The sequence below is a fragment of the Zoogloea sp. genome (assembly GCF_017302315.1).
Classification (GTDB): Bacteria; Pseudomonadota; Gammaproteobacteria; order Burkholderiales; family Rhodocyclaceae; genus Zoogloea.
In genome coordinates this window covers 53,930-67,084 of record NZ_JAFLDT010000007.1, presented here as the reverse complement: position 1 = coordinate 67,084, position 13,155 = coordinate 53,930, and the positions used below count along the sequence as shown (strand labels likewise).

Here is a 13,155-nt window from a genome sequence, read left to right as displayed (position 1 = left end):
CCACCACGTCACCGGGACAGGCCTGTGCGCCCCTCCCCACGGAGCCTCCATGGCCATTGCCATTGTTGACGACACGCCCCTCAACCTGACCCTGATTCAGGCTCTGGTCCGCAAACTCGCCCCTGCCGGCACCGAGATCGTGTGTTTCACCTCTCCAAGGGAAGGCCTCGACTGGTGCGGCGCCCACGAGCCCGACCTCATCATCGTCGATTACATGATGCCCGATCTGAACGGCATCGAGTTCATTGACGCGGTACGCCAGTTTCACCCGGCGGACGTGGTACCGATTCTGATGGTCACCGCCGCCCATGAAAAGGAAATCCGCTACCAGAGCCTGACCGCCGGTGCCAACGATTTCCTGACCAAGCCCATTGATCGCCACGAATTCGACCCCCGTGTGCGTACCATGCTCGCCCTGCGCAACAGCCACACCCGGCTACGTAGCTGGAACGACGACCTGCGCCAGGCCGTCATCCACAAGACCGCAGACATCGTGGCACGCGAACGGGAGACCATTGCCCGTCTGGCCCGCGCAGCCGAATTCCGCGACCCGGAAACCGGCGCCCACATTCTGCGCATGGCCCACTACTCGCAACTGATTGCCCAGCGCCTGGGGCTTGAACCGGAACTGTGCGAACGCATCCTGAGTGCCGCGCCCATGCATGACGTGGGCAAGGTCGGGACGCCAGATCACATCCTTCTCAAGCCAGGGCGCCTAACCGACGAGGAGATGGTGATCATGCGTCGCCACGCCACCATCGGCCACGACATCCTCAAGGGCTCCTCGTCGCCCATGATTCAGCTGGCCGCCGAGATCGCCCTCAGCCATCACGAGAAATTCAACGGCAGCGGCTATCCCGGAGGCCTTGCCGCAGAAGCGATTCCGCTGTCCGGGCGGATTGTTGCGGTCGCCGATGTCTTCGACGCTCTCACCTCGGCGCGACCCTACAAGCCCGCTTGGGAGCTTGACCGGGCGGTAGCGTTCCTGAAGGGCGAACGCGGTCAACACTTCGACCCCACGTGCGTGGATGCCTTTTTCGACCAATGGTCGGCGGTGCTGGCGATCCGCGAGCGCTATAAGGACGATGAAGAATGAGCCGACTGCTCCACTACGTGGCAGACCGTCTTGGGCTGCATTCCCTCCGTCAACAACTCGCCGCGCTGTTTGCGCTACTGCTCACACTGTCGGTCTTGGCCTACTCCCTTTACACCGGCTTCGAACAAGCCGGCTACGTGGAACGACTGGAACGCGCCCATGCCGATGAACTGTCCCGGCATCTGGCCGCCGTACTGGAACCACACGTTGCGGCAGGCGACCGTCGTGCCATCACCGCACACCTCCTTGAAGTTGCTGACAACACCGCCATTCTTCGACTCACGGTCACCGACCGGCAGGGTACCCCGCTCGTAAGCGTGCATCGCGCCACGAGCACCACAGCGCTGACCCCCGAGCCGGACAGCACCACCCCCTTTCCCCTCCCGGATCAAGGCCGCCGTGCCAGCAGCGTCGAAGTCACGGCCGGACGCTCCGCCATCATCGCCTGGGTCGGTATCGGCGAGATCGCGCCAATGGGCTGGCTGCGCAGCGAGATCCATCCGGCCGCCGCCATCGACAGCCTCCATAACATCCTCCAGGACAGCGCTGTGGCAGGCTTACTGACCCTCTTGATCGGTACGGCAACAATCCTGATCTTCCTGCGCCCCCCCCTCCGCAGCCTGGAACGGGCCACCGCCTTTGCCGAGAGCATGGAGAACTGCCAGGGCGACACGCTTCACGAAGCAAGTTCGGCCGTCGAGATCCGCAAGCTGGTGGACGCCCTCAATTGGACATCCATCCGCCTTTTCGACGGCCAGTCAGCCCTGTCGGCGAGCGAGCTTCGCAATCGGGCTATCGCTGAAGCCGCCCTCGACAGCATCATCACTGTTGACGCCAGCGGCCGCATCCTCGAGTTCAACCCCGCGGCCGAGCGAACCTTCGGGATTTCCAGGGCCGATGCCTTGCATCAACCCGTGTCGGAGCTTCTTTTTCCCGAATCTTTGCGCGAGATCCACGCCGCCAAGTTGGAACAACTCCTGGAAGCCCCCCTTGGCGACACCCTGGGGCAACGCGTCGAAACGCTCGCAAAGCGCCGCAATGGCGACGAATTTCCGGTGGAAATGGCCCTCGTTGCGCTGGAAAGCGGTGGTAGCCGCCTGATCACCGCCTATCTGCGGGATATCGGGGACCGCAAGGAGGCCGAACGCGTCATGCGGCAGGCAAAAGAATCCGCTGAAGCCAACAGCCGCTCCAAGAGCGACTTCCTCGCCAACATGAGCCACGAGATCCGTACGCCCATGAATGCCATCCTGGGCATGACCGATCTTGCCCTGGAGACCGAACTCGACGAGGAACAGCGCGAGTATCTGACCCTCGTGAAGAGTTCTGCAAACGCCCTCCTCGGCATCATCAACGACATTCTCGACTTCTCGAAGATCGAGGCCGGCAAGCTCGATTTCGAACACATCAACTTCAGCCTGCGGGACTGTGTCGCCCTGGCCGTCAGAACCCTTCAGCAACGGGCCTCCGAGAAAGATCTGTTGCTCAGTGTTCAGGTCGCACCGGAAGCCCCCGACAGTCTGGTAGGTGACCCGCATCGCTTGCGCCAGGTCCTGATCAACCTCCTCTCCAACGCCATCAAGTTCACCAACGAAGGGGGCGTCAGCGTGATCGTCCAGCCCGGCGCCCCGATGGACGAACGGATATCCATCCAGTTCAGCGTACAGGACACGGGGGTCGGCATTCCCCCGGAAAAGCAGGATCTGATCTTCGAAGCCTTCTCCCAGGCGGACTCCTCCACCACCCGCCGCTACGGCGGCACCGGCCTTGGGCTGACCATCAGCGCCCAGCTGGTTCAGGCCATGGGAGGCAGGATTCGCGTGGAAAGCACCCCGGGCCAGGGAAGCACCTTCCATTTCAGCGCCCACTTCGAACCCGGTCAGGCCAGTGCCGTAACGGAAGAGCGGGCGCACCTGGAAGGTCTGCCCGTCCTCGTCGCAGTGGACAATCCCGTCGAGCGCCATACCCTCATCGAACTGCTGGGGCAGTGGCGGATGGCCCCCACCTACGCGCCGGACGCCAACACCTGCCTGCGCGAGCTTGCCCAGGCGGCCAGCAACAATCTCCCCTATCGCGTCGTCGTGCTTGGCACCCAGCTACCCGACTCGGAGGGTTTCTCCCTGGCGGAGACAATCACCAGCTCGAACCTTCCGCAGCCCTGCGTGATCATGCTGGCGGTCGAGGGTCGCCGTGGCGACGGCGCCCGCTGCCGCGAGCTGGGCATCGCCGCCTACCTGCCCATGCCGGTTGAAGCCTCCGATCTGCTTAACGCCATACTCTTGTCGGTAGACCCCATCGATGAGCGCCCCCTGATCACACGTCACTCCTTACGCGAGCAGCGCCGCCAGCTCCACGTGCTGCTCGCCGAGGATAACGTGGTGAATCAGACACTGGCCATCCGCCTGCTGACCAAGCTGGGGCATCACGTCGAGGTCGCCAACAATGGCCAGGAAGCCCTTGATCTCCATGCGGCAACCCATTTCGACGCCATCCTGATGGATGTGCAAATGCCCATCATGGGCGGCTTCGAAGCCACTACTGTGATTCGCCAACGGGAGTCAGCAGGCATGGCGCGCACCCCTATCATTGCCATGACCGCCCATGCCATGAAGGGTGACCGGGAGCGCTGCCTGCAGGCGGGCATGGACGGATACCTCTCCAAGCCCGTGCACGCACCTGATCTTGTCGAGGCCCTGATCCTGCAAGCCGGCCACAATGATCCAGCGCCCGCGCCCCAAACTGAGTCGCCGCCGCCCAGCGGTCCGATTTTCGACCGGGAGCAGGTACTCTCCAACCTCGGTGACGACGAAGACCTGCTGGCCCAACTGATGGTCATGTACAGCGAAGACGAACCGCGCCTGCTGGCCGAAGTCGAGGCCGCAGTGAAGGCCGGTGACGCCGACGCCCTTTACGGGAGCGCCCACGCCCTTAAGGGCGCCGTGTCAAACTTCTGCGCGGGACGGGCCCAGGCCAAGGCCCAGCAACTGGAGCGCATGGGCCGGGAAAGAAAGCTCGGCAACGCGTCCACCGCCCTGGCCGAACTGAAGCACGAGCTGGCAGCCCTGAGCGAGGCTTTCAAACACCATTGAACCCGGAGGTGCGCCGATGCAGTGCCGGCGCAACACCGGGACGGAAAGGGACTCGGCGCTTGCGAAAAGTCCTAGCCAACAGCCAGAGTTCGCGCCGGGAAGCGCAGCCGTGCAAGGTGTACGCTGAGCCGCAGGGGCTCAATCGGACTGCGCTGTCGATCTACGCACCTGCGCCCACAGGCCCTCACGGGGCATCGGTCCCCTTGGCCTGAATCAGTTCGATCTTGTATCCATCCGGATCCTCGACAAAGGCAATGACCGTGCTGCCGTGCTTCATCGGGCCGGCCTCGCGCACCACCTTGCCGCCACGGGCCTTGATGGTTTCGCATGCCACGTAGGCGTCGGGCACTTCGAGGGCAATATGGCCATAGGCCGTACCCAGCTCATACGACTCGACACCCCAGTTGTGGGTCAGTTCGAGCACCGCCCCGGCCGCTTCGTCCTGGTAGCCAACGAAGGCCAGCGTGAACTTGCCGTCCGGATAGTCCCGGCGGCGAAGCAGGCGCATCCCCAGAACTTCGGTATAGAAAGTGATGGAACGATCAAGATCGCCGACGCGGAGCATGGTGTGAAGCAGACGCATGGAGTTTTCCTTGTATCAAAGGGCAGGAAGCGCTGCGCCGGCCTTGCGGAGGGCCTGACGTGCCGCCACATGCTCGGGGTAGAGGGACGACACCACAGACCAGAAACGGGGTGAGTGGTTCATCTCGACCAGATGTGCCACCTCGTGGGCAACCACATAGTCAATCAATGGAAGCGGCAGGTGGATCAAACGCCAATGCAGCCGAATGCCACTACGCGCGCTACAGCTTCCCCAACGGGTACGTGCGCTGGATAGCCCGACGGCCGGCACCGGTCGCCCGAGGCGCAGACAGAACTCCTCCACCCGATGGCAGAACACCGCCAGAGCCCGCTCCTGCAGGCCCCGCAACAAGAGCTGGCGGGCATCGCCCCCGGCCCGCAAGGCCAGCTCAATGACCGGCTCGGCCCCCCTCTCATGCCAAACGACCCGATTGTTGCCCCGCCCGATTTGCAGGCGCCAGACATCGCCCAGAAGCGGCAACACGGCCCCGTCCCGGGGCTCGAAACGCGCTACATCGGCCGCGGCGGAGCGGGCGGCGAGCTTGTCTGTTATCCACCGGGCGTGGCTGCGGATGAAGGACTCCACATCGGAAAGTCCGGCCCGCAGGGGCACGCCCACGGTCAGCCCACGATGATCAATGCGCAGACCGAGCGTCTTGCGGGCACTCCGCCGCAAGCTGTAGGAAACCCGCTGCCCGTCCAGGAGGATCTCGCGGGCCTCCGCAGGCGTCGCCATCACGCCGTGCTGGCTTCCTTGCTGCGCGACGTACGGTAATGATGGGGAAACAGCCGGCGCATTTCGCCCTCAACCCAGGCCTCGGCGCGCGCATTGATTTCCTCCGCGGTCAGGCCGGTGGTATCGATCACCGGACCGACACTCACCACCACTTCGCCAGGACGCTTGAAGAAGGCATTGCGCGGCCAGAACTCCCCGGCATTGTGGGCCACGGGCACCACCGGGGTTCCCGTCTGTGCGGCCAGCCACGAGGCGCCGGCCTTGTAGCGCTTCTTGCTTCCCGGGGCCACACGCGTCCCCTCGGGAAAGATCGTCACCCAAAAACCATGGGCGAGACGATCCCGCCCCTGGGCCTCCACCTGGGTCAGCGCGTCCTTCCCGGCAGCCCGGTCGATGGCGATCATCGGCATCTGGGAGATTCCCCACCCGAAGAAGGGCACCTTGTGGATCTCCTTCTTCATGACGAAAACCATGGGCGGGAAGATGTCCTGCAGCATGATGGTCTCCCACGCCGACATGTGCTTGGAAACCACGATGGCCGGGCCCACCGGAATGTTCTCCCGGCCGATCACCCGGTAGGGGATGCCCAGCACGTGCTTGATGACCCAGGCCATGATGCGCGGCCAACCACGGATCAGCTTGTGACGGGTCTTGGGACCAAACGGAAAGCTGGCCATGCCGATCAGCGCATAGAGGGGCGTGAACACGGCCAGGGCCAGCATGAAGAGGAGGTTGCGGATCAGGACCACGGGGGCATCTCTCAAGCAGTTAGGTGCGCGACCACGGCCGCCAGGTCGGGGAAGATCTCGGTGCCTGCGGGCAGGGCAGGATCAAGCGCGGTCTTGCTGCCCTTTCCGGTCTTCACCAGATAGGGCTTGCAACCCACCGCAACCCCCGCCTGCAGGTCGCGCAGGCTGTCGCCAACCACCGGCATGCCCTTGAGATCAACGTTGAAGCGCTGGGCGATCTCCAGAAACATGCCCGGTTTGGGCTTGCGGCACGCACACGGGGAATCCGCCGCGTGGGGGCAGAAGAAGATAGCGTCCAGCCGCCCGCTCACGTGGCCGAGGGCCTTGGTCATCTTCTCGTTGATGGCGTTGAGGGTATCCATGTCGAAGAGCCCGCGCCCGACCCCGGACTGGTTGGAAGCCACCACCACCCGCCAGCCCGCTTCGTTAAGGCGGGCAATGGCTTCGAGGGAACCGGGAATCGGCTTCCATTCGTCCGGAGACTTGATGAACTGGTCGGAGTCGAAGTTGATGACCCCATCCCGGTCGAGCACGATGATCTTCATGGTTTGCCCTCAGGCGGACAGACGGGAGATGTCGGCCACCTGGTTCATCAGGCCGGCCAGCTGGTTGAGCAGGGCCAGGCGGTTCTGACGGATCAGAGGCTCCTCCGCCATCACCATCACCTCATCAAAGAAGCGGTCCACCGCGGCCCGCAGGCCGGCCAGCACACGCAGGGCGTCGGTGTAGGCCTCGTTCTGGAAGTGGGAGCGGGCCAGGGGTGCCACCTCCACAATCGCATGGAACAGGGCCTTCTCGGCATCCTCGACCAGCAGGGCCACGTCAGGCTCACCGATTTCCCCCTCGGCCTTCTTGAGGATGTTGACGATCCGCTTGTTCGCGGCAGCCAGGGCCGCCGCTTCGGGCAGTTGCTGGAAGGCCAGCACGGCATCGAGCTTGGGCACCACGAGATCGATACGGGTCGGCTTGAGGGCCAGCACCGCATCCACCACGTCCTGAGAATGACCGGCATCACGCAGGGTGTTGCGCAGCCGCTCAAGCATGAAATCGTAGAGCGGGGCTGCCACCTCGGAACCCAGCTTGCCTGGCGGGAAGGCCGCGGCCGACTCCTTGATCAGATTGTCCAGGTCAAGGGGCAGGGGAGCCTCCATCAGGATGCGCAGCACACCCAGGGCCGCCCTGCGCAATCCGAACGGATCCTTGTCGCCGGTCGGAATCTGGCCGATGCCGAAGAAACCGGTCAGGGAATCGAGCTTGTCGGCCAGGGCCAGGGCGCGGCCGATGTTGCTGTCCGGCAGGGCGTCGCCGGCAAAACGCGGGCGGTAGTGCTGCTCAATGGCTTCGGCCACTACCGGGAATGCCCCTTCGGCGAGGGCGTAGTAGCGCCCCATGGTGCCCTGCAGTTCGGGGAACTCGCCGACCATGTCGGTCAGCAGGTCGGCCTTGGACAGCAGCGCGGCACGGTTGGCCAGGTTCTCGTCAGCCCCAAGCAAGCCCGCGATCTTGCGAGCGACGATGGACAGACGCTGCACCCGATCACCCAGGGAGCCGAGCTTGTTGTGGTAGACCACGGCATCCAGCTTGACCACACGGGATGTCAGGCCGGCCTTGATGTCCTGCTCGAAGAAGAAACGGGCATCGGACAGGCGCGGGCGCACCACGCGCTGGTTGCCGATGATGATGTTGGACGGGTCGGCCAGATCCATGTTGGAGACGATCAGGAAGCGGTTGAGCAGCTTGCCTTCGGCATTGAACAGGGGAAAGTACTTCTGGTTGGCCCGCATGGTGAGGATCAGGCACTCCTGGGGCACAGCCAGGAACTCGGCCTCGAACTCGCCGACATAGACCGTCGGATGCTCGACCAGGGCGGTCACTTCCTCGAGCAGATCGGCGTACTCGCCCAGGGTGGCACCCTGACGGCCCGCCTCGGTCACCAGCTGCTTCTCGATGTTGGCGCGACGCTCGGCGAAATCAGGGATGACCTTGCCTTCGGCCAGCAGGGTTGGCTCGTAGGCGTCGGCGGTGGTGATCTCGATCTCTCCACGGCTCATGAAACGGTGGCCCTTGGTGGTGCGACCAGACTGGATGTCGAGCACCGAGCCCGGCACCACGTCGGCACCGTGCAGCAGGGTCAGCATGTGGGCGGGACGCACGAAGGTGGCGTCACCATCACCCCAGCGCATCACCTTGGGAATGGGTAGCTGCTTGAGGGCGTCGTGGACGATACCGCCGAGCACCTCGGCCAGCTTCGCCCCGGCCACCGTGGAGGTGTAGAACAGGGCTTCGGCCTTGCCGTCCATGCGACGCTCGAAACTGGCCACGGCAGACAGGGGAATGCCCTTGGCCTCGAGCTTCTTGCCCAGGGCCGGCGTCGGCTGGCCGTCCGCGGTGAGGGCCACAGACACCGGCATGATCTTCTCGGTCACGTCCTTGGCTGCCGCTTCGGAGACCACGTTGGAGATGGTCACCGCCAAGCGGCGCGGCGTGGCAAACCAGCGGAAGGCGCCATCGGCCGTGGCCAGCCCGCGGGCCCGCAGGCCGGCCACGATGCCGTTGGAAAAGGCCTGGCCCAGCCTGGGCAGGGCCTTGGGCGGAAGTTCTTCGGTCAGCAGTTCTACGAGCAGGGTCGCGCTGGTCATCACGCGGCCTCCTTCTTCAGCATCGGGAAGCCGAGGGCTTCGCGGGAGTTGTAATAGGCCTGGGCCACTTCACGGGCCAGCGCACGCACGCGGCCGATGTAGGCGGCGCGTTCGGTGACGGAGATGGCGCCGCGGGCATCGAGCAGGTTGAAGGTGTGGGAACATTTCATGACCATCTCGAAGGCCGGCAGCACCAGCGGCACCGCCATCAGGCGCTTGGCCTCGGCCTCGTACTCGCCGAACAGGCGGAACAGCCAGTCCACGTTGGAGTGCTCGAAGTTGTAAGTGGATTGCTCCACCTCGTTCTGGTGATAGACATTGCCGTAAGTGACCGGCGTGCCATCGGGACCGATGGACCACACCAGATCGTAGACGTTTTCCACGCCCTGCAGGTACATGGCCAACCGCTCGAGACCATAGGTGATCTCGCCCAGCACCGGCTTGCAGCTCAGGGAACCCACCTCCTGGAAGTAGGTGAACTGGGTGACTTCCATGCCGTCCAGCCAGACCTCCCAACCGAGGCCCCAGGCGCCCAGGGTGGGCGATTCCCAGTCATCCTCGACGAAGCGGATGTCGTGAGCGTTGGGGTCGATGCCCAGCGCCCGCAGGCTGTCGATGTATAGCTCCTGGATATTCACCGGCGACGGTTTGAGTACCACCTGGTACTGGTAGTAGTGCTGGAGCCGGTTGGGGTTTTCACCGTAACGGCCATCCTTCGGGCGACGGGAAGGCTGCACGTAGGCAGCGTTCCAGTGCTCGGGCCCGATCGCCCTCAGGAAGGTGGCGGTATGGAAGGTGCCGGCGCCGACCTCGATGTCGTAGGGCTGGAGCAGGGTGCAGCCGTGCTCGGCCCAGAAGTTCGAGAGGCGCAGGATGATCTGCTGGAAAGTCGGTTTTTGGACGGACATGGGCGCTCCGCGGCAGGGGCCGCGCGAATTTGGGCAAAACGCGGATTTTACTGGGTTTCCACGGTCAGGGAATGCCTGATGGCACGGGCAACTCGAACGCGGCGTCGTGGCTTCGCTTCCAAAAGTGTCAAGTTAGTGAACAGTTCTCCGTAAATGGAGGAAATACAATAAACGTCGGCATCACCCGATGACTGTTCCGTTACCCCGACACACATCGGCGCTGAGGAAGGTATCCCACCATGAATCTTGAAAACATGCATGTCGCCACGCGCATCCGGCTTCTCGTTGCCCTGGCGCTGGTCGGCTTGGTCGTCCTGTGCACTGCGAGCCTGTTCAATGTGCGCAGCAGCATGATCGAAGACCGCAAACTGCAGACGAAACATCTTGTCGAGACCGGCAGCGGGGTCATCGAACACTTCCACAAGCTCGCCCAGGCCGGGACGCTGAGCGACGCCGACGCGCGCAAGGCTGCCGTGGAGACCCTTCGCAACATGCGCTACGACAAGACCAACTATCTCTTCGTGGTGGATCAACGCAGTCACTACGTACTGATGCCGCCCAAGCCCGAGCGGGAAGGCACGGATGCTAGCGGCCTGAAGGACGCCAAGGGCAAGAGCATCTTTGCCGAACTGATCGGGACCGCCAACGCCGGCGGGGGCTTCGTGGACTACTGGTTTCCCAAGGCCGGCGAGACGGAGCCCCAACCCAAACTGTCCTATGCGGCAGCCTTCGCACCCTGGAGCTGGGTCATCGGCACGGGTATCTATGTCGACGATGTCGATCGCGAGTTCCGCAGCACGGCCATGCTCCTCGGCGGCATTTCAGCCGTCATGCTGATCGTGCTGGGCCTGCTTGGCTGGCGGATCAGCGTCAGTGTCACCACCCAATTGGGCGGAGAGCCTAGGCAAGCTACCTCGGTCATGCAACAAGCTGCTGCCGGTGACCTCACCGTGGCCGTGGGCGACGCCCGCGAAGGCTCCATGCTCAAGGCCCTGTCAAACATGATGGGAACACTGCGCACGATGATGGGCGAGATCAACGGTGGCGCCAATCAGCTGGTCGGCAACGCCGATCACATCAGCCGGGTTTCCCGACAGGTTGCCGATGCGGCGGTGCGCCAGTCGGATGCCACGGCGGCCATGGCTGCCGCCATGGAGGAGCTGACCGTCAGCTCAAGCCACATTTCCTCCAGCGCCCTGGAAACCGAGCAGAACTCTCAGGAGGCCATGCGCCTGGCAGCGGAAGGAAGCGAGCGGGTCGGCCAGGCTTCGGCGGCCATCCGCAAGATGTCCGAAACCGTGACCGGGGCCTCCAGTCGCATCCTGGCCCTTGAAGAGCGCATCGGCCAGGTGTCATCCATCGCCAATGTGATCAAGGAGATTGCCGGACAGACGAACCTGCTGGCGCTCAACGCCGCCATTGAAGCTGCACGGGCGGGCGAACAGGGTCGCGGCTTTGCCGTCGTTGCGGATGAAGTGCGCAAACTGGCTGAGCGTACCTCGTCGGCCACCACCGAGATTGAGCAGATGATCGCGGGGATCCAGGGTGACACCAGCAGCGCCGTCAATGCCATGAACGCGGCCCTGCCGGAGGTCGATCTGGGCGTATCCCTGGCCGCGTCGGCTGCAGAAGCGCTGCAGGCCATCGAAACCGGTGCCCGCCAGACACTGGAGCGGGTGCGGGAAATTGCAGACTCCACCCGCGAGCAGAGCGCGGCCAGCACCTCCATCGCCCAGCGCGTCGAGGAAATATCGAACATGGTTGAAAGCACTTCGGAGAACATCCGCGGTGCCGCCGACGCCGCGGCCGGCCTGGAACGTATCGCCGTCAGTCTGAAGGATCAGATCGCGCGCTTCCGGGTATAGACCGAGGCCCGGCGGTCTTTGCCGCACCGGGACAGCACCATGGGAAAGGGGGCCTCACGGCCCCCTTTCCCGTTCCCCGGAACGCGCCGTATCTCAGGCGTCGACCTTTGGCAGACCGGCCAGGGCAAGCGCCAGGGCCTGCTCGTCGTAGGGCTGGTCGGTCAGCTTGCCCGACAGGTAGTTGGTGTAGGAGGTCATGTCGAAATGGCCGTGGCCCGACAGGCAGAACAGGATGGTCTCGCTCTTGCCTTCCGCCTTGCAGCGCAGGGCCTCGTCGATGGCGCCGCGGATGGCGTGGGTGGATTCGGGCGCCGGAACGATGCCCTCGCTGCGCGCGAACATCACACCGGCCTCAAAACAGGCAGTCTGATGCACCCCCTTGGCTTCGATCAACCCAAGCTCCTTCACATGGCTGACCAGCGGCGCCATGCCGTGGTAGCGCAGGCCACCGGCGTGCAGGCCGGGGGGCGTGAAGTCGCTGCCCAGGGTGTGCATCTTGACCAGCGGGGTCAGGTGGGCCGTATCGCCGAAGTCATAGGCGTACTTGCCACGGCTGAGGGACGGACAGGCCGACGGCTCCACGGCCACGATGCGGCGCTTCCTGGCGTTGGGGCCACCGCGCAGTTGCAGACCGATGAAGGGGAAGGCGATACCGGCGAAGTTGGAGCCACCGCCCACGCAGCCCACCACCACGTCCGGATCGTCGCCAGCCATTTCCATCTGCAGGATGGCCTCTTCACCGACGATGGTCTGGTGCAGCAGCACGTGGTTGAGCACCGAGCCCAGGGCGTACTTGGTGTCGTCGTTCTTGGCCGCCACCTCCACCGCCTCGGAAATGGCGATGCCGAGGGAGCCGATGTGGTCCGGGAACCGAGCCATCACGGCACGGCCGTACTCGGTTTCTGGCGACGGGGAGGCAATGCAGCGTGCGCCCCAGGTTTCCATCAGCGCCCGCCGGTAAGGCTTCTGGTCGTAGGAAACACGCACCTGGAACACCGTCACATCCAGCCCGAAGAGCCCACCCGCGTAAGCCAGGGACGACCCCCACTGGCCGGCACCGGTTTCGGTGGACAGGCGTTTGACGCCTTCCTGAGCGTTGTACCAGGCCTGCGGCACGGCCGAATTGGGCTTGTGGCTGCCGGCGGGGGAGACGCCCTCATACTTGTAGTAGATCTTGGCCGACGTACCGAGCAGCTTCTCCAGCCGACGGGCACGGAACAGGGGGCTGGGGCGCCACTGGGCCAGCACCTCGCGGACCGGCTCGGGGATATCGATCCAGCGCTCGGTGGACATCTCTTGGGCGATGATCGCGTTCGGGAAGATCGGCGCCAGGTCGGACGGGCCCAGGGGCTGCAGGGTGCCGGGATGCAAGGGCGGCGGCAGAGGCACCGGCAGGTCGGCGGCGATGTTGTACCAGGCCTTGGGCATGCGGGATTCTTCGAGCAGATACTTGATCTGGTCGCTCATGGCTATCCTCCTGAATGGTCTTGG

General features: G+C 64.2%; 10 protein-coding genes. 3 read left to right on the top strand and 7 right to left on the bottom strand.

What is annotated here, in order from left to right; translation table 11 throughout:
* The first annotated feature begins 49 nt into the window (after nucleotides 1–49).
* Together J0L98_RS04140 and J0L98_RS04135 are read left to right on the top strand one after the other, a co-directional pair.
* Entirely contained in the window at nucleotides 50–1,096 is a 1,047-nt protein-coding gene (locus J0L98_RS04140) for an HD domain-containing phosphohydrolase (RefSeq protein ID WP_296410276.1), read from the top strand.
* Nucleotides 1,093–4,185 (top strand): response regulator, encoded by a 3,093-nt coding sequence (locus J0L98_RS04135; RefSeq protein ID WP_296410275.1) that lies wholly within the window; start codon nucleotides 1,093–1,095, stop codon nucleotides 4,183–4,185. The genes J0L98_RS04140 and J0L98_RS04135 overlap by 4 nt, the downstream gene beginning before the upstream one ends.
* Before the next feature lie 184 nt (nucleotides 4,186–4,369).
* Here the strand turns inward: J0L98_RS04135 and gloA are convergent, their stop codons facing one another.
* Genes gloA through glyQ form a run of 6 tightly spaced genes read right to left on the bottom strand, consistent with a single transcriptional unit; the run spans nucleotide 4,370 to nucleotide 9,799 of the window.
* Complete coding sequence (gene gloA, locus J0L98_RS04130; RefSeq protein WP_296410274.1) at nucleotides 4,370–4,768, bottom strand: lactoylglutathione lyase; 399 nt, start codon at nucleotides 4,766–4,768, stop codon at nucleotides 4,370–4,372.
* A 15-nt stretch (nucleotides 4,769–4,783) separates the two neighbouring features.
* Nucleotides 4,784–5,503: a SprT family zinc-dependent metalloprotease gene (locus J0L98_RS04125; protein WP_296410273.1), complete on the bottom strand. Its 720-nt coding sequence runs from the start codon at nucleotides 5,501–5,503 to the stop codon at nucleotides 4,784–4,786.
* Nucleotides 5,503–6,252 (bottom strand): lysophospholipid acyltransferase family protein, encoded by a 750-nt coding sequence (locus J0L98_RS04120; RefSeq protein ID WP_296410272.1) that lies wholly within the window; start codon nucleotides 6,250–6,252, stop codon nucleotides 5,503–5,505. Before J0L98_RS04120 ends, J0L98_RS04125 begins: the two co-directional genes overlap by 1 nt.
* A gap of 11 nt (nucleotides 6,253–6,263) precedes the next feature.
* Nucleotides 6,264–6,797, bottom strand: a complete 534-nt coding sequence (gene gmhB / locus J0L98_RS04115; RefSeq protein WP_296410271.1) for a D-glycero-beta-D-manno-heptose 1,7-bisphosphate 7-phosphatase — start codon at nucleotides 6,795–6,797, stop codon at nucleotides 6,264–6,266.
* A 9-nt stretch (nucleotides 6,798–6,806) separates the two neighbouring features.
* Complete coding sequence (gene glyS, locus J0L98_RS04110) at nucleotides 6,807–8,891, bottom strand: glycine--tRNA ligase subunit beta (protein ID WP_296410270.1); 2,085 nt, start codon at nucleotides 8,889–8,891, stop codon at nucleotides 6,807–6,809.
* A complete protein-coding gene (gene glyQ / locus J0L98_RS04105; RefSeq protein ID WP_296410269.1) occupies nucleotides 8,891–9,799 on the bottom strand; it encodes a glycine--tRNA ligase subunit alpha in 909 nt (302 codons plus the stop codon). The genes glyS and glyQ overlap by 1 nt, the downstream gene beginning before the upstream one ends.
* A gap of 239 nt (nucleotides 9,800–10,038) precedes the next feature.
* Here glyQ and J0L98_RS04100 point away from each other — a divergent pair, with 239 nt between their 5' ends.
* A complete protein-coding gene (locus tag J0L98_RS04100) occupies nucleotides 10,039–11,664 on the top strand; it encodes a methyl-accepting chemotaxis protein (protein ID WP_296410268.1) in 1,626 nt (541 codons plus the stop codon).
* Nucleotides 11,665–11,757: 93 nt separating this feature from the next.
* Here J0L98_RS04100 and J0L98_RS04095 read toward each other — a convergent pair whose 3' ends face one another.
* Entirely contained in the window at nucleotides 11,758–13,131 is a 1,374-nt protein-coding gene (locus J0L98_RS04095) for a TrpB-like pyridoxal phosphate-dependent enzyme (RefSeq protein WP_296410267.1), read from the bottom strand.
* Nucleotides 13,132–13,155 lie beyond the last annotated feature (24 nt).

Excerpts from the sequence above, each read along its gene's own strand:
- J0L98_RS04095 (WP_296410267.1), bottom strand. The coding sequence starts at position 13,131 with ATGAGCGACCAGATCAAGTATCTGCTCGAAGAATCCCGCATGCCCAAG.
- J0L98_RS04135 (WP_296410275.1), top strand. The coding sequence starts at position 1,093 with ATGAGCCGACTGCTCCACTACGTGGCAGACCGTCTTGGGCTGCATTCC.
- J0L98_RS04125 (WP_296410273.1), bottom strand. The coding sequence starts at position 5,503 with ATGGCGACGCCTGCGGAGGCCCGCGAGATCCTCCTGGACGGGCAGCGG.
- J0L98_RS04100 (WP_296410268.1), top strand. The coding sequence starts at position 10,039 with ATGAATCTTGAAAACATGCATGTCGCCACGCGCATCCGGCTTCTCGTT.
- glyQ (WP_296410269.1), bottom strand. The coding sequence starts at position 9,799 with ATGTCCGTCCAAAAACCGACTTTCCAGCAGATCATCCTGCGCCTCTCG.
- gmhB (WP_296410271.1), bottom strand. The coding sequence starts at position 6,797 with ATGAAGATCATCGTGCTCGACCGGGATGGGGTCATCAACTTCGACTCC.
- glyS (WP_296410270.1), bottom strand. The coding sequence starts at position 8,891 with ATGACCAGCGCGACCCTGCTCGTAGAACTGCTGACCGAAGAACTTCCG.
- gloA (WP_296410274.1), bottom strand. The coding sequence starts at position 4,768 with ATGCGTCTGCTTCACACCATGCTCCGCGTCGGCGATCTTGATCGTTCC.
- J0L98_RS04140 (WP_296410276.1), top strand. The coding sequence starts at position 50 with ATGGCCATTGCCATTGTTGACGACACGCCCCTCAACCTGACCCTGATT.